Source organism: Streptomyces argenteolus (assembly GCF_042902585.1).
GTDB lineage: Bacteria > Actinomycetota > Actinomycetes > Streptomycetales > Streptomycetaceae > Streptomyces > Streptomyces argenteolus.
Genome location: NZ_JBIBEG010000016.1, coordinates 1 through 20,478, shown reverse-complemented (window position 1 = coordinate 20,478; position 20,478 = coordinate 1). Strand labels below are relative to the sequence as shown.

Here is a 20,478-nt window from a genome sequence, read left to right as displayed (position 1 = left end):
CCTCAGGCGGCGCCGCACACGCCCTCCCGCGCACGGCGTGCACACACCTTCCCGGAACGCGGCCTCACCCCGTCGGCGATCTGGACCACCAGCGCACAGGCCGCGAAGCCCGCCCCGAGGAGGCTGGAGCCCGCCCAGCCGTGAGCGGCGAACACGGCTGTGGTCGCTGTCGCGCCGAGGGCCGAGCCGAGCGCATAGAAGATCATGTAGCCACCGATGACGCTGCCGGAATTATCCGGACGCGCGGCGGTGAGCAGGTGCTGGTTGCTCACCTGGACGACCTGGACGGCGAAGTCGAGCACGACGATCCCGGCGACCAGGAGCCACAACGACCACGGCAGCCACGCGATCGCCGCCCACGAGAGGACGAGCAGCGCGAGTGCGAGACCGGTGAACGGGGCCGCCCGCCCCTCGTCCGCCCACCGGCCCGCGCGTGCCGCGCCGAGGGCCCCGGCGAGGCCGGCGACACCGAACAGCCCGATCTGCCCGTCGCCGAGGCGCCACGGCGCATCCGCCAGCGGCAGGGACAGCCCGCTCCACAGGGTCCCGAACGACGCGAACAGGAAGAACGCGACGAGCCCGCGCCCCAGGAAGGTCCTCTGCCCGAACAGCCCGCCCAGCGAGACGAGGACGCGCCCGTAGTTCACGGACGGGGCGGAGCGCCGCTCCGGCGGCAGCACCGCGAGGACGAGGGCCGCGAGCCCGAGGGACAGCGCCGCGAGCACGACGTAGACACTCCGCCAGCCCCACAGCTCGGCGAGCGCGCCGGTGACGACCCGCGCGCCCAGAATGCCGACGACGACGCCCGAGGTGACGACGCCGATGTTCCGTCCCCGCCGGTCGGGCGGCGAGAGCGCCGCGGTGTAGGCGACCGCCGTCTGCACCACGACCGCGAAGGCCCCGGCCACGGCGAGCCCCGACAACGCCGCCCACGCGGCCGACGCCGATGCCGTGAGGAGCATGCCTCCCGCTGTGACGGCCAGATGCACGGCGATGAGCCTGCGCCTGTCGACGACGTCACCGAGCGGCACGAGCAGCACCAGCCCCGCCAGATAGCCGAACTGGCCGGTCGCGACGATCCACCCCACGTGTCCCGCGGGCACTTTGAGATCGCGCCCCATCGGCTCCAGAACCGGCTGGGCGGCGTAGATGCCCGCCACCGCGACACCACACACCACCGCGAGCAGCGATCGCCGCCACACATCCATCGCACCCACCCAATCAGTAGCAGATTGCAACCGAATTGACCGTACGGCATGATGGTTTCGATTCGCAACTCATTGGGAGGTGTCATGTCACCCACCGCCATCGGCGGCCAGAACTCCGACTGGACGGACCCCGACTGCCCCGTCGCCCGCACGCTCGACCTCGTCGGCGACCGCTGGAGCCTTCTCGTCGTCCGTGACGCGATGGACGGGGCACGCTCGTTCACCGAGTTCCAGCGGCGGACCGGTATCGCCCGCAACATCCTCACCGACCGCCTCCGCAAGCTCACCGCTCACGGGCTCCTCGCCCAGCGCCCCGCACCCTCGGGCCGCCGTCAGGAGTACGTGCTCACCGCCGCCGGCCACGCCCTCTTCCCCGTCATCGTCACCCTGCGGCAGTGGGGGGAACGGCATGCCTTCGCACCGGGCGAGACCCACTCCACGCTCGTGGACCAGCACGGCACCGTGGTCCCGGACCTCGTACCGGTCGACGCCGAGGGCACCCCGCTCGACGCCGGCACCACCGAGGTGCTCAAGACCTGAGACCGTGGGCGGCGCCGGGGCCGCCCGAGCGGAATTGGCCTTGGACCCGCAGCGGACGTCGTCCTACGGTCGGGCCATGAGGATCCGCATCGTCGACGCGTTCACCGACCGCCCTTTCACCGGCAATCCCGCCGGAGTCGTGATCCTGGACTCCGCACCCTTCCCCGAAGCGGAGCGCCTCCAGCGCCTCGCCTCCGAGCTCAATCTCTCCGAGACCGCTTACGCGCACCCGCTCCCCCCGGGCGGCGACGCCGACTGGGCGCTGCGCTGGTTCACCCCGGCCACCGAGGTCGACCTCTGCGGGCACGCGACGCTCGCCACCGCCCACGTCCTGCACGCCACAGGAGTCACGGACAGGACGGTGCGCTTCGCCAGCCGCTCCGGCGTCCTGGGCACCACCGCCCACGAGGACGGCAGCCTGACCCTGGACTTCCCCACGGCGCCGCTGACGCCGCTGTCCGCTCCGGCCGGGCTGGCGGAGGCGCTCGGTGCGTCACCCCTCTCCGTCCATGACACGGGTGAGCACGTCGGCGACCTCCTCGTGGAGCTGGCGGACGAGGCGGCGGTACGCGCCCTGAGCCCGGACTTCCGCGCGCTCACCGCCTGCTCAAGGCGTGGCGTCATCGTCACGGCGGCGGCCGAGGACCCGGCTAGCGGTTACGACTTCGTCTCGCGCGGCTTCTTCCCCGCGGTCGGCATCGACGAGGATCCGGTGACCGGCAGCGCCCACACCGCCCTGGCACCGTTCTGGTCGGCCAGGCTCGGCCGCGAGGATCTCACCGGACTTCAGGCATCCGCCAGGTCGGGCCTGGTCCGCACCTCGCTGCGCGGTGAGCGCACGATGCTGACCGGCAGCGCCGTGACGGTGCTCGACGGGGAACTGCTCACCGGGCTCTGAGCGCGGCCCCCGCCACCCGCGCTCAGGGGGTGGGCAGCCAGCCCACCTTCCCCGCGAGCAGGGCGTATCCGACGAAGGCCCCGATGTCGAGCAGCGCGTGCGCGACGACCAGCGGCCCGACCCGGCCCCAGCGCCGGTACAGGAGCACGAAGACGACGCCCATGACCATGTTCCCGATGAAGCCGCCGATCCCCTGGTAGAGGTGGTAGGAGCCGCGCAGCACGGAACTGGCGACCAGAGCGGCCATCGGCGTCCACCCCAGCTGGCCGAGCCGCCGCAGCAGGTAGCCGACGACGATGACCTCCTCCACCAGCGAGTTCTGCAGCGCCGAGAGGATCAGCACGGGGAACTTCCACCAGACGTCGGGCAGCGACTCCGGCACCACCGTCAGATTGAAGCCGCTCGCCCGCGCCGCGAGGTAGAACGCCAGCCCCGCGCTGCCGATCCCCGCCGCGACCAGCGTGCCCCGGCCGAGGTCCGGCCAGGGCCTGGTGCGGTCCAGGCCGAGGGTGCGCAGACCTGCGCCTTCCCGGATGAGCAGGTGAGCCACGAGCGCCACCGGCACCAGGGCCGACGCGATGCCGAACAGCTGCCAGGCCAGGTCCAGCCACGGGCGGCCGGGGGCGTACGACCCGTTCAGCGTGGCGGCCTGGTCCTTGAGGCCCCCCGGCTTCGTCAGCGACCCGATGAAGCTGATCAGCGCGGACACTCCACTGGCCCCGAGCGAGAGGGCCAGCACGAGCAGCGTCTCCGAGCGGAGGGTCCGCCGGGACACCACCTCGTGAGGAATGGATTCAGCCACGCGCCCCGCCTCCACCTGTACACCTGTCGTCAGCTACGCGTCATAGCTTGCCCGACGGCGTCCGGGCGGGGGCACACCGGGCGGCTGCGACCCCTCAGGGGGCGGGGAAGCCGACCGGCCAGGTGTGCACCGGATCGCCCACCTGCATCAGCTCCCCGTACCGCCGCGTGGTGGCCGCAAGCGCCCCCTCCCGTTCCAGACCGGCCTCCAGCGCGCGGTGATAGGTGTCGACCTGCCAGGAGGCCCCGTTCGTGCGGAGCCGGCAGCGTTCCTCGATGACGCCGAGGTAGCGGTCCCGGTCCGTGGGCTCGATGTTCCAGGCATCGAGCCCGGCCGCCGCGAGCGGCAGCAGCTCGTCCCGTACGAGCTTGACGGCGGGCACCTTCGCCACGCCGCCGGCACGGCCGGGGCGCGGCCAGAGCAGTTCGGCGTCGATCCCGTGCCGGCACGCCGTGTCGAAGTTCTCGGCGGCGGCCTCGAAGGGCAGCTTGCTCCACACGGGCCGGGATTCGTCGGCGAGTGCCCGCACCAGCCCGTAGTAGAAGGCGGCGTTGGCGATCACGTCGACGACCGTGGGACCGGCGGGCAGGACCCGGTTCTCGACCCTCAGATGGGGGACGCCCTCGGCCAGGCCGTACACCGGCCGGTTCCACCGGTAGACCGTCCCGTTGTGCAGGACGAGCTCGGCCAGGGTCGGAACCCCGCCGTCGTCGAGGACCCGCAGCGGATCCTCGTCGTCGCAGATCGGCAGCAGGGGCGGGTAGTAGCGCAGGTTCTCCTCGAAGAGCTCGTACGCCGAGCTGATCCAGCGCTCGCCGAACCAGGTCCTCGGGCGTACTCCCTGATTCGCGAGCTCCGGCGGGCGTACGTCCGTGGCCTGCTGGAACAGCGGTGGCCTCGACTCCCGCCAGAGCTCCTTGCCGAACAGGAAGGGCGAGTTGGCGCCGAGGGCGATCTGCACGGAGGCGATGGCCTGTGCGGCGTTCCAGACGTCCGAGAACCGGTCCGGGGTCACCTGGAGGTGCAACTGCACGGAGGTGCAGGCCGATTCCGGGGCGATGGAGGAAGAGGTGGAGACCAATCGCTCCACGCCTTCGATATCGAGGACGAATTCCTCCCCACGTGCCGCCGCCATTTGATCGTTGAGGAGTGTGTAGCGATCGACGTCCGACAGGTTCGCCGTGACCAGATCGTCACGCCCCAGGGTCGGCAGGATGCCGATCATCACGATCCCGGAGTCGACCTCGGCGGCCTTGCGGTGGGCATATGCGAGCCCGGTGCGCAACTCCTCGGCGAGCTGATCGAAAACTCTGCCGCTCAGCCGGTGGGGAAGAATGTTTACTTCCAGATTGAACATCCCGAGTTCCGTCTGGAAATCCCGGCTGGCGATGCGCTGGAGCACCTCGGCATTGCGCATCCTCGGCAGGCCGTCCGAACCCGCGAGATTCAGCTCGATCTCCAGCCCCATGAGATTCCTGGGACGATCGAACCTCCGCTCCGCCAGGAGCCTCTCCAGCCCGGTCAGGCACCGCGCGAGCTTCTCGCGGTACGCCTGCCGATCGGACGGGGCAAAGGCGCCCGCCACGACCTTCTCGCCCATCGAAGGGTCCCTCCTCGAGTGGGCGGCCCGCGGCACAGGCCGCTCGTATCACGATCGATAATGCCCCGTCGAGATGATCCGTAACGCCCCCACGGGCCCCGAACGGCAAGTAGTCTGGCGTCTGACGCCGGAGGCACATTCCGAAGGCATGGGCATATGCGGTTCACGTGGCGGGGATGCATGGTGGAAACATCGATGGGTTTCAGCCTACCGCCGCATAGGGAAAATACCTGACGGCAGGGGCCCAGGGCGGTCCGAAGCCCCAGAAATGCCGCAATTCAAAGTCCCGAATCGACCTTGCACGCAATATGCGGGTCAGGTAGCCGAAACACTGTGTGAACATTTGTCGTATAAACTCTGCGAACGAGGCAGAGAGTTGACGCACCGGCCCGTCCGCCCGTCACCGGCCTTCCTCTGGCCCCGCACGCCGACAGCGCCGTCTGCACCCGCCCACGCACCACCGTGTCTCCGAAGTGAGAGGCGACCCACTATGCCGCTGCATGTTTCCCCGGCCCCCGCGCCCGCACTGCGCAGCGTTCTCGCGGCCCTCGGTTCTCCCACCGCGGTCCGCGAGGCCCACACGCCCGCACTCAGGTCCGTCCAGGGATCCCTGAGCCCCGAACTCCCGCTCCCCGTCCACGTGCTGGACCGGATCGTGCCCGACGAGGCAGCTCCGCGCACCCGCCTCGCGGGCTGGCGCTTCCTGATCCGCAACGGCGAACGCGCCGTCGCCGCCGCGGACACCATGCTGACCGCCGACGGCTGGACGTTCTCGCACTTCTTCGAGGGCCCTTACCTCGCCTCCACCGAACTGGCCGTGCGCCAGGCGGAGTCGGCTTCCGCGGACTACCAGCCGCGCCTGCTGTCCATTCCTGAGCTGTACATGCTGACACTGTGGCTGCACCACGACACCCGGGCCGACGCCGGCGGCGGCACCCTCGCCCCGACCGACGTGCTGGTGCCCCTCGCCCCCGCCCCGCCGGGCATCACGGCGCACCGGCCCCACCACGTCGCGGATCTGCTCCCGGTCATGACACTGCGTGTCACCCCGGCTCCTCTCCCCGGCCTTCCCGGGCTCCCGGGCCTCCTCGGTTCGCCGGCCTGACCGTCGCGTCGGACGCCGGACGCCCCCGCCGAGCTCCACGGCGGGGGCGCCTCACTGCCCCGTGCGGACTAGTCCGGTCAGGTCACCCCGAACCATCCGAACGGGCAGCCCAGTTGGATCGAACCGTCCGGCCGGGTGATGCGTCATGGGAGGAGAACAGCAGCTGCTGCGAAATCCCTGCGGAACGACGCCCGTGGGGCAACACTGGGACAGGACCGACTTGATACGGGGGCGGCCATGAACACCACGTCCAGCCGCAGGACACTCGACTCATCGCAGCGAAAGAACCCACCCATGTGCCAGCACCAGCCACCCTGCCCGTCCGCCGACTCCAACGACCGGGAAGCAGCCCGTCTGACGGCCCACCACCCGGAACAGGGCTGGAGTCTGCTGTGCAACGGCGTCCTGCTCTTCGAGGACACCGGTGAGCTGCTCCCGGACGGGCAGATCATCGCCCCGCACCGGCCCCTGAAGAGCGGTCAGGTGATGAAGGCCGCCTGAGCGCGGCCGACGGACCGAGGGGGCCGGCCCGGAGAGTTCTCCGCACCGGCCCCGACGCGTGTGCGCGCCCCTACTGGTCGTACTCCTCCAGCGGCGGGCAGGAGCAGACCAGATTGCGGTCGCCGAACGCGCCGTCGATGCGGCGTACCGGCGGCCAGTACTTGTCCGAAGGCGTGACGCCGGCCGGGAAGACGGCCTCTTCGCGGGTGTAGGCGTGGGCCCAGTCGCCACCGAGCGCGGCAGCCGTGTGCGGGGCGTTGCGCAGCGGATTGTCGTCCGCGCCCCAGGTCCCGTCGGCGACCTTGTCGATCTCGCCGCGAATGGCGATCATCGTGTCGCAGAACCGGTCGAGCTCGGCGAGGTCCTCGCTCTCGGTCGGCTCGATCATCAGCGTCCCGGCCACCGGGAACGACATGGTCGGCGAGTGGAAGCCGTAGTCGATCAGGCGCTTGGCGATGTCGTCGATGCTGACGCCGGTCGCCTTGGAGATCGGCCGCAGGTCCACGATGCACTCGTGCGCGACCAGACCGGCCGGGCCGTTGTACAGGATCGGGAAGTGCGGTTCCAGGCGCTTGGCGATGTAGTTGGCCGCGAGCACGGCGACCTGCGTCGCACGCTTGAGGCCTTCGCCCCCCATGAGACGTACGTACGCCCACGAGATGGGCAGGATGCCGGCCGAGCCCCACGGAGCGGCCGAGATCGGGCCGACCCCGGTCTCCGGACCCGCTGCGGGCTGGAGCGGGTGGTTGGGCAGGTAGGGCGCCAGGTGCGCCCGTACGCCGACCGGGCCCACGCCCGGGCCACCGCCGCCGTGCGGGATGCAGAAGGTCTTGTGCAGGTTGAGGTGCGAGACGTCGCCGCCGAAGTGGCCCGGCTTCGCGAGACCGACCAGGGCGTTGAGGTTGGCACCGTCGACGTACACCTGGCCGCCCGCGTCGTGCACCTCGCCGCAGATGTCGGCGACGTGCTCCTCGAAGACACCGTGCGTGGAGGGGTAGGTGATCATCAGCACGGCGAGCTCGTCACGGTACTGCGCGATCTTGGACCGGAGGTCCTCTATGTCGACCTCCCCGTCCTCGGCGGTCTTCACCACGACGACCTTCATGCCGGCCATCACGGCGCTCGCCGCGTTGGTCCCGTGCGCGGAGGACGGGATCAGACAGACGGTACGGCCGTGGTCACCGTTGGCGCGGTGGTAGGCGCGCACGGCCAGGAGGCCGGCGAACTCGCCCTGCGAACCGGCGTTGGGCTGGATCGACACGGCGTCGTAACCGGTGACCTCGGCGAGGCGCTCCTCCAGCTCACGGATGAGGGTGAGGAAGCCCTGCGCCTGCTCGGCGGGCGCGAAGGGGTGCAGTGCGCCGAACTCCGGCCAGGTGATCGACTCCATCTCGGCGGTCGCGTTGAGCTTCATGGTGCAGGAGCCGAGCGGGATCATCCCGCGGTCCAGCGCGTAGTCACGGTCGGCGAGCTTGCGCAGGTAGCGCAGCATCGCCGTCTCGGAGCGGTGCTGGTGGAAGACCGGGTGGGTGAGGACGGCGTCGGTGCGCAGCAGCGCCTCGGGCAGTGCGTCGGCGGTCCCGGCGTCCAGCGCCTCGATGTCGCCGTCGGCGCCGAAGGCGGCCCAGACGGCGGCGACGGACGCGCGGGTGGTGGTCTCGTCGCAGGCGAGGGAGACGTGGTCGGCGTCGACCAGCCGGAGGTTGACCCCGCGCTCGCGCGCCGCGGTGACCACGTCACCCGCGCCGCCCGGTACGCGGACGGTGAGGGTGTCGAAGAAGGCACCGTGCACGACGTCCAGACCGGAGGACCGCAGCCCCTCGGCCAGGATGGCGGCGAAGCGGTGCGTGCGGCGGGCGATGGTCCGCAGCCCGTCCGGCCCGTGGTAGACCGCGTACATGCCGGCCATGACGGCGAGCAGCACCTGGGCCGTGCAGATGTTGCTGGTGGCCTTCTCGCGCCGGATGTGCTGCTCACGGGTCTGCAGCGCCAGGCGGTAGGCCTTGTTGCCGTCCGCGTCGACGGACACACCGACGAGGCGGCCGGGCAGGCTGCGGGCGAACTTCTCGCGTACGGCCATGAAGCCGGCGTGCGGTCCGCCGAAGCCCATCGGGACGCCGAAGCGCTGCGTGGTGCCGACGGCGATGTCCGCGCCCAGCTCGCCGGGCGAGGTCAGCAGGGTCAGGGCCAGGAGGTCGGCGGCGACGGACACGATCGCGCCCAGCTCGTGCGCCTGCTCGATGACGGGCTTGATGTCGCGCACCGCGCCCGAGGCGCCGGGGTACTGGAGCAGCACGCCGAAGACACCGCGCTCGGCGATCTCGGCCGGGATGCCGTCGCTGAGGTCGGCGACGACGACCTCGACGCCGGTCGGCTCGGCGCGGGTCTCGATCACGGCGACGGTCTGCGGCAGCGTGTCGGCGTCGACCAGGAAGACGCCGTTCTTCACCTTGCCGACACGCCGTGCCAGGGCCATGGCCTCGGCCGCCGCCGTGCCCTCGTCGAGGAGCGAGGCACCCGAGGTCGGCAGCCCGGTCAGGTCGGCGACCATCGTCTGGAAGTTCAGGAGGGCCTCGAGCCGGCCCTGGGAGATCTCCGGCTGGTACGGCGTGTAGGCCGTGTACCAGGCGGGGTTCTCCATGACGTTGCGCAGGATCACCGGTGGCGTGAAGGTGCCGTAGTAGCCCAGGCCGATCATCGGTGCGAGGACCTGGTTGCGGTCGGCCAGGCTGCGCAGCTCGGCCAGGACCTCGGCCTCGGTACGCGCCTCGGGGAGGTCCAGCGCCTCGGCACTCTTGATCACGTCGGGCACGGCGGCGGCGGTGAGCTCGTCGAGGGAGCCGTATCCGACCTGGGCGAGCATCTTCGCCTGGGCCTCGGCGTCGGGCCCGATGTGGCGCTGCTCGAAGGGAATGCCCTGCTCCAGCTGGGAGAGCGGAGTGCGTCGGGGGGTCATGATGGAGGCCTCCTGGTCTGCCACGACCTGCGAGGGGCGCGCCACGGCGTGGCTGCCCGTACGGCCTCCCCCTCTGTCATCTCGACCTGAGAGCTTCACCGGCGCACCCAGGGGCGTGCCGGCTTTCACCGTCGGTGAGGGCGGCACCCTCACGGCGCGTGCCGCACGGATTCCGCCCTGCTTTCCAGAGTGACCTCGTCCGTGCGGTACGGGGGCCTGAGAGATTCCGGGGAGGAGTTGCTCCTTCGGCGCCTCCGGATCACTCCGGAGGACTCTCCCGCACGGGGTCAGCAGCCGGTTCCAGCCTACCAGCGGGGTAGGAGAGGGCGGTCTCGAGTGGCCGATGCCCCGGATCTGGCCTTTCGTAGAGCCTGTGGAGCACTTGCGACCACCCTGATGCAGTTGTGACCAGTGGGAGGCACCGTGCAGACCGACATCGATCCGCGCAGCCTGATCGGCCGCAAGGCCTTCGACCGTCAAGGTGCCAAGATCGGAACGGTGGACGAGGTGTATCTCGACGACGCCACCGGCGTGCCGGAGTGGGCCGCCGTGCGCACCGGTCTCTTCACGAGGGACGCGTTCGTCCCCCTGGAGCCGAGCGAGTTCGTCGACGGAGCCCTGCTGATCCCCTTCGACCGGGCCCTGATCAGGGACGCGCCCGACTTCGGGGTGGGACGCCACCTCTCCCCCGAGCAGGAACTGCAGCTCTACCGGCATTACGGGCTCGACTCCGCCCCGTCGGCCGGACCGGTCCCCGACCGGGACTTCGGCAGGCTGGCCGGCCAGGAGGAGTAGTCCGGAGGCTCCCTCACCAGGGGCAGCGGATCCGCAGGTTCCAGCTGCGGGTCGTCGATGCGGAACGTCCGCACCCGGCCGGGCGGCGACCACGGCTCCTCGAAGCGCACCGTCACCCGGCCGACGCCGCTGCCCTGGACCCATCCGTGGCCGTAGGTCTCGTGCCGCACGTCGTGCCCGGCCGCCCAGCGCCGGGCGGCCGGCTGTTCGGCGCCCTGTTCGGCCGTCTCCGGCGCCGCGACGGGCGGCGCCTCCGGCGGGGCGTCCGCGGCTGCCTCCTCGGCGGCGTGCTCCGCCTCAGCGGCCTGGGCGAAGAGGTCCTCCTGGGTGAAGTCCGCCAGCCCCGTGACGCCGACCCCGAGCAGCCGCACTCCCCCGGTCGTGTCGACGGCCTCCAGAAGCCTCGCTGCGGCCTCTCTGACGACCGTGGGGTCGTCCGTGGGCCCCCGCAGGGTCTCGGACCTGGTGAGCGTGGAGAAGTCGTAGCGGCGCACCTTGAGGACGACGGTCCGCCCCGAGCGCCCCGCGCTCCTCAACCGCCCCACACACCGGTCCGCCAGCCGCTCCACCTCGCTCCTGACACGCACACGGTCGTGCAGGTCCACGTCGAAGGTGTCCTCGACCGACACGGACTTGGCGTCCCGCTCCGCGACGACGGGCCGGTCGTCGTAGCCCTGCGCCATCCGGTGGAGGGCCACGCCGTGGGCCTTGCCCAGCAGCCGCACGAGCTCCGCCTCCCCCGCCCGGGCGAGGTCGTCGACCACGGTCATGCCGGCGCGCCGGAGGTGGTCGCCGGTGGCGGGCCCGACCCCGGGAAGGATGCGCACCGACATGGGTGCCAGGAGTTCCCGCTCGGTTCCGGGCTCGATGAGCAGCAGCCCGTCCGGCTTCGCCTCCTCGGAGGCGATCTTGGCCAGCATCTTGGATCCGGCGAGCCCTACGGAGCCGCTGAGCCCGGTGACGGCCCTGATCACCGTCCGCAGCTGCCGGCCGAGCGCGCGGGCGGACGCCGCGTCGTCCGCCACCCCGCCGGCCTCCAGGTCGACGAACGCCTCGTCCAGGCTGAGCGGCTCGACGAGCGGTGACAGCCGACCCAGCAGCTCCATCACCTGGTCGCTCACCGACCGGTAGAGGGCGAACCGCGGAACGAGGTACGCGGCATTGGGGGCGAGCCGCCTGGCCTGCGCCATCGGCATCGCCGAATGGACGCCGAGACGGCGGGCCTCGTAGGAGGCGGTCGCGACGACCCCGCGCATCCCCAGGCCGCCGACCACCACCGGCTTGCCGCGCAGGCTGGGCTTCGCCGCCTGCTCGGCCGAGGCGTAGAAGGCATCCATGTCCAGATGCAGAATCGTGGGCGCGGCTCTCACACGGACAGATGCTGCCCTACGCCACTGACAACCGCTCCGCCCGACGCGTTGGCCGGGCGGGACGGCTCCGGCCGGTCAGCCCGCGCGGTTGCGCCGCCGTGCCAGTTCGTCGGCGGGATTGTGCCCGATGAGCGTCTCGCCGGTGTCGATCCGCTCTCCGTGGAGCTGCGAGAGCGCGGCGTCGACGTCCCGCCAGACGACACCCACGGCGATGCCGAACACGCCCTGTCCCCCCTGAAGGAGATTCACGACCTCGTCGGGCGAGGAGCACTCGTAGACCGTCGCTCCGTCACTCATCAGGGTCATGCGCTCGAGATCGGTGAATCCGCGGGCCCTGAGGTGCTGGACAGTGGTGCGGATGTTCTGCAGAGCGACCCCCGTGTCCAGGAACCGCTTCACGATCTTGAGGAGGACCACGTCCCGGAAGCTGTAGAGACGCTGCGTCCCCGACCCGTAGGCCGGACGCACGCTCGGTTCGACCAGCCCCGTCCGCGCCCAGTAGTCGAGCTGCCGGTAGGTGATACCGGCCGCGGCGCATGCTGTCGGCCCCCGATAGCCGATGTCAGCCGCCCCTGCCATACCGTCCGCTGCCACCACCGCCGGCTGAACCGGCTGTCTGATGGAGTGGTCGGCCGCACTGCCATGCTGCCGGTAAGGCCCACCCGCAGCCGTACCGTCGCCGCTGCTTCTCACGCCGACCTCCGTCCTTGACCTGCCATCTCGAAGGTAGGCAGTCACCAGGGGTGCGTCAACGATCGCCACACTCGGCACGCCGAGTGATAATCACCCTGAGGGTGGTTTCCCGTGACCGGTTTACGGGAACGGCTTGCCGGATGCGCTGACGCCACCCCCTACAGGGCGGTCACTGGCTGTTGGTACCGAAGTCCTCCGGCGAGATCTGGTCGAGGAATTCGCGGAACTTCTCCACCTCGTCCTCCTGCTCGTCCGGAATGGCGATGCCGGCGTCGTCGAGCACCCCGTCACTGCCGTAGATCGGCGTGCCGGTGCGCAGGGCGAGCGCTATGGCGTCCGACGGACGCGCGCTCACCTCGACCCCGCTGGCAAAGACCAGCTCCGCGTAGAAGACCCCTTCTCTGAGGTCCGTGATGCGGACCTCGGTGAGCTCCTGGCCGACGGCCTCGAGCACGTCCTTGAAGAGATCATGGGTCAGCGGCCTGGCCGGAGCCATGCCCTGCTGGGCGAAGGCGATCGCGGTCGCTTCCCCAGGGCCGATCCAGATAGGGAGGTACCGGTCGCCTCCCACTTCACGCAGGAGCACGATCGGTTGGTTGGAGGGCATTTCCACCCGGACACCCACAACGTCGAGCTCGTTCACACAGCAACCCTAGGACGTGCCCGCCATGTTTGGATAGTCGGGCACCTCCAGGGTCAGTGGAAGGTCACCTTCAGAGCACTCTGCACGAGCGCGGCGTGAAGCCGTACGGAGAGCTCGGCGAGCTCCTTGGCCGTGGCCTCCGCATGGGCTCTGGTCTGCGGATTCCTGTGCCGGCGCAAGGGAGCGACCACCTGCTCGACCAGCCCCGCCTCACGCTCGGCCGCGGCTTTGACGGCGCGCAGATGCCGGGGTTCCAGTCCGAAGCGCCCCAGGTCCGCCACCAGCCTCGCCACGGTCACCGCCTCGGCGTCGTAGCTCCCGCCGGAAGCGGGCACGACGAGCCCGTACGACTCCCACTCGTCGAGCTGCTCCTCGGTGACCCCGGTGGCCGCGAGGAGCTCCGTACGGCCGATGCGGGCCGCTGTGGCGCCCCCCTGGTCCCGGCGGCCGTCGGCGAGCTCGCCCTGCGCGCCTTCGGACGGCAGGGCGGCCTGTTCACCGCGGGCCAGGGCTTCGAGGTGCTCACGGATGACCTTGAGCGGCAGGTAGTGGTCCCGCTGCATGCGCAGCACCTGCGCCAGCCGCTCGACGTCGGCCGGGCTGAACTTCCGGTAGCCCGACGGCGTGCGCTGGGGCTCGATGAGCCCCTCCGTCTCCAGGAAGCGGATCTTGGAGATGGTGACTTCGGGAAACTCGTCGCGCAGCTGGACGAGCACCGTGCCGATGCTCATCGCGCGCTCGCCCGCGGCGGCGGTGCCGTGACCGGCACCGCCTGTCGGTGTTCGCAGCATGGACCTTCCCTGAGGGGTCACACGCCCCGCTGGCTCGCGTAGAAGACCAGTCGGTACTTGCCGATCTGGACTTCGTCGCCGTTGGACAGCGCGACGGAATCGATGCGCTCGCGGTTGACGTAGGTACCGTTGAGGCTGCCGACGTCGCCCACGGTGAAACTACCGTCCGGACTCCTGCGGAACTCCACATGACGCCGCGACACGGTCACGTCGTCGAGGAAGATGTCGCTCTGCGGGTGGCGGCCGGCCGTCGTGAGGTCGCCGTCCAGCAGGAAGCGGCTTCCGGAGTTCGGGCCCCGGCGCACGACCAGCAGCGCGGAACCGGCCGGCAGGGCGTCGACTGCGGCCTGGGCCTCCGGGGAGAGCGAGGGGAGGGCGGTCTGCCCTGTCGCCTCGGCCTCGTAGGCCTCGATACCGGAGATCGAGATGGTGGAGGTGGTCTCCGAGGCGCGCTCGGGAATTCCGCCCCTCAGCGGCGCGCCGCAGTTGGAACAGAACCGACTGGCCTCGGCATTGTGATGCCCGCACCTGCTGCAGACCGGCATGGAGGAGCCCTCCGGAGCGGGGGCGAACCCTCCACCCGTACGTGAGGTTGATGGTTCCCCGAAACCTATGCGTCCGGCACCGGCAGGGTCAACGGACGACGCGCCGGACCCGCCGGCGGGTCCCTGCACCTCGTCGCGGAAGAGCGGGCGCTCCGAGCCCTGCTCCTCGGCGCCTTGGCCCTGGCGTGGTGCGCGGTGGCGGGCAGCACTGTTGCTGTCCTCGCGGGCACTCTTTCCGAACAACTTCGCAAACAATTTCACGGGCGATTCCCCTTGACCGAAATAGACCCGCCCGTGGGGCAGGACGAACCCTGAATGAACACACCTGCCGACCCGGACATCTGCACAACGTCCGTATCCACCCGACAGTTTCCACCACGCGTCACCGATCCGTTGCGCCGACCCCCCGCAAGCTCGAACCGGTGTCCTCCGAGCGCCGCGCGCCCCTGCCTCACTGGGGCGACGACCGAGCGTAGTCAGGCTGCTCCGCCGGTCGCAAGGCGTCCACGACGATGTCGTCGGCGCGGGTCACCTCCGCCGTGGCCTGCTCCTTCTCCAGCGTCTGCACCACGCCGCCGGGGATGTTCAGAGCCGGCTCCAGGTCCTGCGGCTTGCCGATGACCTTGAACTCGTACGGAGCCTGGATCTCCCTGCCGTCCACACTCAACTCTCCCCCGTCCCCGGAGAAGTACGTGTCGGCCACCACCCGCACGCCGTTGATCTCGATCGCCTCCGCGCCCGCGGCCCGCAGCTCCTGGATGGTGTCGAGGAGCATGTCGGCCTCGACGGCACCGCTCGGGTCGCTGATGGTCAGCGTGATCCCCGGGCCGTGCGCTGCGACGGTACCGGCCAGGATACCGAGCTGGCGCTCCTTCTCCAGCGTCTGCTTCCGGGCCTCCTCCGCCTGGTCGGAACTGTTCTCCAGCTCCGTGCGCTGGTCGTCCAGCCGCTGCTTCTCGTCCTCGAGCCGCTGGGTGCGGTTGTCGAGCTCGTCGAGGATGCGGACCAGGTCCTCCTGGCGGGCACCGCGCAGGGCGCTGTTGTCGCTGTTCGACCTCACCTGGATGGCAAGACCGAGTCCCAGGACGAACAACAGGAGCGCCACGATGAGTTGGGCCCTGCTCACCCTCGGCGGCCAGAGCCCCGCGCGCAGCCGCTGACGGCCTGACACTCCCGGGGAAGGCGGCGGAGCGGGCGCGGGGGGCGGCTGGGGGGGTGCTTCCGCCGGGAGCGCTCCGGCCGGTTCCTCGCGGCTCGGGTTCTGTTCGTTGTTCATCGGCCTCAAGCCCGGAAGACGTGCCGGCGGATCGCCGCGGCGTTGGAGAAGATCCGGATGCCGAGCACGACCACCACACCGGTGGAGAGCTGGGCACCGACCCCGAGTTTGTCGCCGAGGAAGACGATCAGCGCCGCCACCACGACGTTGGAGAGGAAGGACACGACGAAGACCTTGTCCACGAAGATGCCGTCGAGCATGGCCCGCAGACCACCGAAGACGGCGTCGAGCGCGGCGACGACGGCGATCGGCAGGTAGGGCTCGACCACCGCCGGCACTTCGGGCCGGACCAACAGTCCGACCACGACTCCCACGACGAGGCCCAGTACGGCGATCACGATGTGCCCTTCCCTGTGTCTGCCGCACCACTGTCCGTGTCCGCGGCCTGAGGCTCTGCTGTACGTACGATCAGGCTGGGGGCGGCCGGCAGGCGCACCTTCTCCTGCTCGGAGATGCTGGTGCGGATGTCGAAGCTCTCGTGCAGCGCCTGGAGGTACTGGCCGTCCGCGCTGTCCCGGAACGCGGTGGCGAGCTGCTTCCCGTCCCCCACCGCGAGCACCGTGTACGGCGGCACCAGCGGCCTGTTGTCGACCAGTATGGCGTCGCCCGCCGCACGGATCGCCGAGAGGGCCGTCAGCCGCTGCCCGTTGATGGCGATCGCCTCCGCACCGGACTGCCAGAGACCGTTGACCACACGCTGCATGTCGCGGTCGCGGACCCGCCCGGTGTCGGCGAAGCCGGTGGACTCACGCGGGCCCCCGCCGCCCTGGTCGGTGTCCTCCGCGTCGTCCACGACCAGCTTGACTCCGGTCCCCTCCACGGGAGTTGCGCCGGACAGCAGCGCCACCAGACCGCCCTGGTCGCCTCCATGGCGCTCGAGGGCCTTGCGCTGGCGCTCGTTGACGTCCTTGCGCAGCTTCTCGACATCAGCCTCGAGCGTGTCCGCCGTGGAGGTCTCGGCGTTCACCCGGTCGATGAGCTCCTCGCGCTCCTTGGCCACGACCGGCGCGGCGACCCGGGCCTCGGCGGCACCGAGGGTCACCACGAACGCGGCCAGCACCAGGCCTGCCGCCAGACCGAGCTTCGCCCTGAGCGTGCGCGGCATGCCCGCGCTGCCGTCGGACCTGCGACGGGCCGAGGCCTCGGCGTATCCCTCGTCGAGGCTGTGTTCCATCACGGTGGTCAGCAGCGACATGGACGCGTCGGGGCGAGGACGCGGCGGGGCGCTACTCCGATCGGGGGGCGGCTGCGACATGCCGCACATCGTCGCACGTCATGCCGGCTGCCGCCGAATGGCCCCACCGTCGGGCCGGGAGCCGGGTCATCCCGGTTCCCGGCCCGACGGCTCCGGGCTCACTCGCCCGCGCTGTCCACGATCGCCGCCCACTCGTCGAGGAGCGCCTGGGCGGAGGCGTCGTCGGGGCCTTCGGCCCACAGGTGGGTGACCGCTTCCGAGGGGTCGGGCAGGACCATCACCCACCGGCCGTCGGTCTCGACCACCCGGACGCCGTCGGTGGTGTCCACGCTGCGCTCTCCCGCGGCCTCCACGACCCGGCGCATAACGAGGCCCTTGACGGCCCACGGTGTCGCGAGATCGCGGCGCAGGACATGGGCGCGCGGGATACGGGCGTCGATCTGGCTCAGGGTGAGCTGGGTCCTGGCGACCAGGCCGATGAGCCGGACGAAGGCAGCCGCTCCGTCGAAGACGCTGCTGAACTCCGGGACGATGAAGCCGCCGCGGCCGTCCCCACCGAAGATCGTCGTGTCCTCCCGGCCCACCCGGGTCAGGTCGTCGGGTGACGTGGTCGTCCACTCCACCTGCGTGCCGTGGTAGGCCGCGACCTGTTCCGCCACGCGGGTGGTGGTGACCGGCAGGGCCACCCGTCCGCTCCTGCGCTCCGCGGCCACGAGGTCGAGCATCACCAGCAGGGCCCTGTCGTCCTCGATGATGCGGCCCCGCTCGTCCACCAGCGAGAGCCGTTCACCGACGGGGTCGAACCGCACGCCGAAGGCGGCCCGTGCGGACGAGACGATCTCGCCGAGCCGGACCAGTCCCGCACGACGGGACTCGGCGGACTCGGTCGGCCGGGACTCGTCCAGCCCCGGGTTGATCGTCAGGGCGTCCACGCCGAGGCGTCCGAGCAGGCTGGGCAGCACGAGCCCCGCGCTGCCGTTGGAGGCGTCCACGACCACCTTGAGGCCCGCCTCGGCGATGCCCGTGGTGTCGACGTTGCGGAGCAGGGAGCCCGTGTAGGAGTCGAAGACGCTGGACGGGAAGTGAAGGTCACCGATCTCGCCGGGGAAGGCCCTGCGGTACTCCTGCCGGGCGTACACACGGTCCAGCTTCCGCTGGCGGGCCTGGGAGAGGTCGGCGCCCCGTTCGTCGAAGAACATGATGTCGACGGAGTCCGGCACGCCCGGAGAGGTCCTGATCATGATGCCGCCGGCGCTTCCTCGCGCCGTCTGCTGACGGGCCACCGGCAGCGGTACGTTCTCCAGGTCACGGACATCGATGGCGCTGGCCTGAAGCGCCGAGATGACCGCTCTCTTCAGGGCACGGGCACCACGGGAGTGGTCTCGGGCGGTCGTGACCGTGGCGCCCTTCTTCAGGGTCGTCGCATAGGCGCCGGCCAGCCGGACGGCGAGCTCGGGCGTGATCTCGACGTTCAGGATCCCGGAGACCCCGCGGGCTCCGAAGAGGTGCGCCTGTCCGCGCGACTCCCAGATGACCGAGGTGTTGACGAAGGCGCCGGCCTCGATGGTCTTGAAGGGGTAGACCCGGACGTTGCCCTGAATGATCGATTCCTCACCGACCAGGCACTCGTCGCCGATGACGGCGCCGTCCTCGATGCGCGAGGCGCGCATGATGTCGGTGTTCTTGCCGATCACGCAGCCGCGCAGATTGCTGTGCTGCCCGATGTACACGTTGTCGTGGACGACCGCGCGGTGGAGGAAGGCGCCGGATTTCACGACGACGTTGGAGCCGACGACCGTGTGCTCACGGATCTCGGCACCCGCTTCGATCTTCGCGTAGTCCCCGATGTACAGGGGCCCCCTCAGTACCGCGTCGGGGTGGACGTCCGCGCCTTCCGCCACCCAGACCCCGGGGGAGATCTCGAAGCCGTCGAGTTCGACGTCGACCTTGCGCTCCAGGACGTCGGCCTGGGCCTTCACGTAGCTCTCGTGCGTGCCGACGTCCTCCCAGTAGCCCTCCGCGACATACCCGCAGATCAGCTTGCCGTCCTTCATCAGCTGCGGGAACACGTCGCCCGACCAGTCCACCGAGGTGTCGGCCTGTACGTAGTCGAAGACTTCGGGCTCCATGACGTAGATGCCCGTGTTCACGGTGTCCGAGAAGACCTGACCCCAGGTCGGCTTCTCCAGGAACCGCTCGACCTTGCCGTCCTCGTCCACGATGGTGATCCCGAACTCCAGCGGATTCGGGACCCGGGTGAGGCACACCGTGACGAGGGCGCCCTTTTCCTTGTGGAAGGCGATGAGATCCGTCAGGTCGAAGTCCGTGAGCGCGTCACCGGAAATGACCAGGAAGGTGTCGTCCTTCAGGGCCTCCTCCGCGTTTTTCACGCTTCCCGCGGTGCCCAGTGGCTTTTCCTCGTTGGCGTAGCTGAGCTCCATCCCGAGCTCTTCGCCGTCACCGAAGTAATTCTTGACCAGAGAGGCCAGGAACTGAACGGTGACCACGGTCTCGTTGAGCCCATGCCGTTTGAGCAGCCTCAGCACATGCTCCATGATCGGCCTGTTGGCCACGGGCAGGAGCGGCTTGGGCATGCTTGAGGTCATGGGGCGAAGGCGGGTGCCTTCACCGCCTGCCATCACGACGGCCTTCATGTCGGAAACGTCCTCCTCGAAAGAGACGACGGTCCAGCCGACTTCGCCCGTCGGGGCAACACCACAACTATCCGGTGCGGGCCGGCGACACTGCACGGCGCCACGTCAACGAGCTAATCGGCTGCTTCATCCGCCTTGACCAGACGGCGGACCTGGACCACGTAAAGGATCCCTGCCCACCAATACAGCGTTGTACCCCATCCAGCGAACGCCCATCCGAAAATGGTGCCCAGCGAAGCAAGCCAACCACTTCCGTCGCTGAGCAGCAACAAGGGGAAGGCGTACATCAGGTTGAAGGTTGCAGCTTTCCCCAGGAAGTTGACCTGGGGCGGCGGGTAGCCGTGGCGCCGCAGGATTGCCACCATGACGAGGAGCATCAGCTCACGGGCCAGGAGCGCGGCCGTCAGCCACAGCGGCAGGATCTCCCGCCAGGTCAGCCCGACCAGGGTGGACAGAATGTAGAGGCGGTCGGCGGCCGGGTCCAGGAGCCGGCCGAGACTGCTGATCTGGTTCCACTTACGGGCCAGCTTGCCGTCGAGGTAGTCACTGACACCGCTCAGCATCAGAACCAGCAGGGCCCAGCCGTCACTGTTGGGCCCGCCGAACACGGGGCGGAGAATCAGCCACAGGAAGAGCGGTACGCCGACGAGGCGGGCCATGCTGAGGATGTTGGGGATGGTGAGTACTCGGTCCGTCTGAACTCGAGTCTCCTGGACCTCCACCCGGGGGCCTCCTGTGAAGAACGTGCCAATGATGCCCCCTGACCTTACCCTCAGCTTCCGAGCGCCGGTGCACAGGGGTACGGGGCCTGGTCCCGGAACGCAGAAAAGCCCCGTGCCACAAGGGCACGGGGCTTTCCCGGAATAATTGTTCGGCGGCGTCCTACTCTCCCACAGGGTCCCCCCT

At 70.1% G+C, this 20,478-nt stretch carries 19 protein-coding genes and 1 riboswitch; of the genes, 5 read left to right on the top strand and 14 right to left on the bottom strand.

Annotated elements, in window-relative coordinates; genetic code table 11:
• Positions 1–2: 2 nt before the first annotated feature.
• Positions 3–1,208 (bottom strand): MFS transporter, encoded by a 1,206-nt coding sequence (locus ACFY8O_RS33225; protein WP_387908967.1) that lies wholly within the window; start codon positions 1,206–1,208, stop codon positions 3–5.
• 84 nt (positions 1,209–1,292) lie between these two features.
• Here ACFY8O_RS33225 and ACFY8O_RS33220 point away from each other — a divergent pair, with 84 nt between their 5' ends.
• Positions 1,293–1,748, top strand: a complete 456-nt coding sequence (locus ACFY8O_RS33220; protein ID WP_387908965.1) for a winged helix-turn-helix transcriptional regulator — start codon at positions 1,293–1,295, stop codon at positions 1,746–1,748.
• Between the two features lie 76 nt (positions 1,749–1,824).
• Positions 1,825–2,646, top strand: coding sequence for a PhzF family phenazine biosynthesis protein (locus ACFY8O_RS33215; protein ID WP_387908964.1), 822 nt, complete (start codon positions 1,825–1,827; stop codon positions 2,644–2,646).
• Positions 2,647–2,668: 22 nt separating this feature from the next.
• On the opposite strand, the gene ACFY8O_RS33210 is transcribed toward ACFY8O_RS33215, so the two are convergent.
• Both ACFY8O_RS33210 and ACFY8O_RS33205 read right to left on the bottom strand, forming a co-directional pair.
• A complete protein-coding gene (locus ACFY8O_RS33210) occupies positions 2,669–3,448 on the bottom strand; it encodes a CPBP family intramembrane glutamic endopeptidase (protein WP_387908962.1) in 780 nt (259 codons plus the stop codon).
• A gap of 94 nt (positions 3,449–3,542) precedes the next feature.
• Positions 3,543–5,048, bottom strand: coding sequence for a glutamate-cysteine ligase family protein (locus ACFY8O_RS33205; RefSeq protein WP_387908960.1), 1,506 nt, complete (start codon positions 5,046–5,048; stop codon positions 3,543–3,545).
• A gap of 490 nt (positions 5,049–5,538) precedes the next feature.
• Between ACFY8O_RS33205 and ACFY8O_RS33200 the strand changes: the two genes are divergently transcribed.
• Positions 5,539–6,153: a hypothetical protein gene (locus tag ACFY8O_RS33200; protein WP_387908958.1), complete on the top strand. Its 615-nt coding sequence runs from the start codon at positions 5,539–5,541 to the stop codon at positions 6,151–6,153.
• Positions 6,154–6,447: 294 nt separating this feature from the next.
• On the top strand, positions 6,448–6,654 hold the full coding sequence (locus ACFY8O_RS33195) for a DUF5999 family protein (protein WP_145812397.1): 207 nt from the start codon (positions 6,448–6,450) through the stop codon (positions 6,652–6,654).
• Positions 6,655–6,724: 70 nt separating this feature from the next.
• Here the strand turns inward: ACFY8O_RS33195 and gcvP are convergent, their stop codons facing one another.
• Positions 6,725–9,610, bottom strand: coding sequence for an aminomethyl-transferring glycine dehydrogenase (gene gcvP / locus ACFY8O_RS33190; RefSeq protein WP_387908956.1), 2,886 nt, complete (start codon positions 9,608–9,610; stop codon positions 6,725–6,727).
• A 194-nt stretch (positions 9,611–9,804) separates the two neighbouring features.
• Positions 9,805–9,900, bottom strand: a riboswitch (glycine riboswitch).
• A 133-nt stretch (positions 9,901–10,033) separates the two neighbouring features.
• On the opposite strand from gcvP, the gene ACFY8O_RS33185 reads away from it, so the two are divergent.
• Positions 10,034–10,405 carry a PRC-barrel domain-containing protein gene (locus ACFY8O_RS33185; RefSeq protein WP_145812402.1) on the top strand — a complete coding sequence of 124 codons (372 nt, stop codon included), beginning with the start codon at positions 10,034–10,036 and terminating at the stop codon, positions 10,403–10,405.
• Here ACFY8O_RS33185 and ACFY8O_RS33180 read toward each other — a convergent pair.
• The 10 genes from ACFY8O_RS33180 to ACFY8O_RS33135 all read right to left on the bottom strand — a co-directional run bounded on the left by ACFY8O_RS33180 (position 10,327) and on the right by ACFY8O_RS33135 (position 20,294).
• On the bottom strand, positions 10,327–11,775 hold the full coding sequence (locus ACFY8O_RS33180) for a DNA polymerase IV (protein ID WP_387908954.1): 1,449 nt from the start codon (positions 11,773–11,775) through the stop codon (positions 10,327–10,329). The two genes, ACFY8O_RS33185 and ACFY8O_RS33180, sit on opposite strands and share 79 nt — an antisense overlap.
• 75 nt (positions 11,776–11,850) lie before the next feature.
• Complete coding sequence (locus tag ACFY8O_RS33175; protein ID WP_145812407.1) at positions 11,851–12,468, bottom strand: MerR family transcriptional regulator; 618 nt, start codon at positions 12,466–12,468, stop codon at positions 11,851–11,853.
• Between the two features lie 169 nt (positions 12,469–12,637).
• Complete coding sequence (locus tag ACFY8O_RS33170; protein WP_006123076.1) at positions 12,638–13,111, bottom strand: bifunctional nuclease family protein; 474 nt, start codon at positions 13,109–13,111, stop codon at positions 12,638–12,640.
• A 53-nt stretch (positions 13,112–13,164) separates the two neighbouring features.
• Entirely contained in the window at positions 13,165–13,902 is a 738-nt protein-coding gene (ftsR, locus tag ACFY8O_RS33165; RefSeq protein WP_145812410.1) for a transcriptional regulator FtsR, read from the bottom strand.
• A gap of 17 nt (positions 13,903–13,919) precedes the next feature.
• Positions 13,920–14,708 carry an FHA domain-containing protein gene (locus ACFY8O_RS33160; protein WP_145812413.1) on the bottom strand — a complete coding sequence of 263 codons (789 nt, stop codon included), beginning with the start codon at positions 14,706–14,708 and terminating at the stop codon, positions 13,920–13,922.
• A gap of 190 nt (positions 14,709–14,898) precedes the next feature.
• Positions 14,899–15,723: a DUF881 domain-containing protein gene (locus ACFY8O_RS33155; RefSeq protein ID WP_145812415.1), complete on the bottom strand. Its 825-nt coding sequence runs from the start codon at positions 15,721–15,723 to the stop codon at positions 14,899–14,901.
• A gap of 5 nt (positions 15,724–15,728) precedes the next feature.
• Entirely contained in the window at positions 15,729–16,061 is a 333-nt protein-coding gene (locus ACFY8O_RS33150) for a small basic family protein (protein ID WP_003970459.1), read from the bottom strand.
• On the bottom strand, positions 16,058–16,978 hold the full coding sequence (locus ACFY8O_RS33145) for a DUF881 domain-containing protein (RefSeq protein WP_387908951.1): 921 nt from the start codon (positions 16,976–16,978) through the stop codon (positions 16,058–16,060). The genes ACFY8O_RS33150 and ACFY8O_RS33145 overlap by 4 nt, the downstream gene beginning before the upstream one ends.
• Before the next feature lie 98 nt (positions 16,979–17,076).
• Positions 17,077–19,572, bottom strand: a complete 2,496-nt coding sequence (locus ACFY8O_RS33140; protein ID WP_145812418.1) for a sugar phosphate nucleotidyltransferase — start codon at positions 19,570–19,572, stop codon at positions 17,077–17,079.
• Positions 19,573–19,685: 113 nt separating this feature from the next.
• Complete coding sequence (locus tag ACFY8O_RS33135) at positions 19,686–20,294, bottom strand: CDP-alcohol phosphatidyltransferase family protein (RefSeq protein ID WP_145812420.1); 609 nt, start codon at positions 20,292–20,294, stop codon at positions 19,686–19,688.
• Positions 20,295–20,478: the final 184 nt, after the last annotated feature.

Excerpts from the sequence above, each read along its gene's own strand:
- ACFY8O_RS33225 (WP_387908967.1), bottom strand. The coding sequence starts at position 1,208 with ATGGATGTGTGGCGGCGATCGCTGCTCGCGGTGGTGTGTGGTGTCGCG.
- ACFY8O_RS33220 (WP_387908965.1), top strand. The coding sequence starts at position 1,293 with ATGTCACCCACCGCCATCGGCGGCCAGAACTCCGACTGGACGGACCCC.
- ACFY8O_RS33215 (WP_387908964.1), top strand. The coding sequence starts at position 1,825 with ATGAGGATCCGCATCGTCGACGCGTTCACCGACCGCCCTTTCACCGGC.
- ACFY8O_RS33205 (WP_387908960.1), bottom strand. The coding sequence starts at position 5,048 with ATGGGCGAGAAGGTCGTGGCGGGCGCCTTTGCCCCGTCCGATCGGCAG.
- ACFY8O_RS33200 (WP_387908958.1), top strand. The coding sequence starts at position 5,539 with ATGCCGCTGCATGTTTCCCCGGCCCCCGCGCCCGCACTGCGCAGCGTT.
- ACFY8O_RS33195 (WP_145812397.1), top strand. The coding sequence starts at position 6,448 with ATGTGCCAGCACCAGCCACCCTGCCCGTCCGCCGACTCCAACGACCGG.
- gcvP (WP_387908956.1), bottom strand. The coding sequence starts at position 9,610 with ATGACCCCCCGACGCACTCCGCTCTCCCAGCTGGAGCAGGGCATTCCC.
- ftsR (WP_145812410.1), bottom strand. The coding sequence starts at position 13,902 with ATGCTGCGAACACCGACAGGCGGTGCCGGTCACGGCACCGCCGCCGCG.
- ACFY8O_RS33155 (WP_145812415.1), bottom strand. The coding sequence starts at position 15,723 with ATGAACAACGAACAGAACCCGAGCCGCGAGGAACCGGCCGGAGCGCTC.
- ACFY8O_RS33145 (WP_387908951.1), bottom strand. The coding sequence starts at position 16,978 with ATGTCGCAGCCGCCCCCCGATCGGAGTAGCGCCCCGCCGCGTCCTCGC.
- ACFY8O_RS33140 (WP_145812418.1), bottom strand. The coding sequence starts at position 19,572 with ATGAAGGCCGTCGTGATGGCAGGCGGTGAAGGCACCCGCCTTCGCCCC.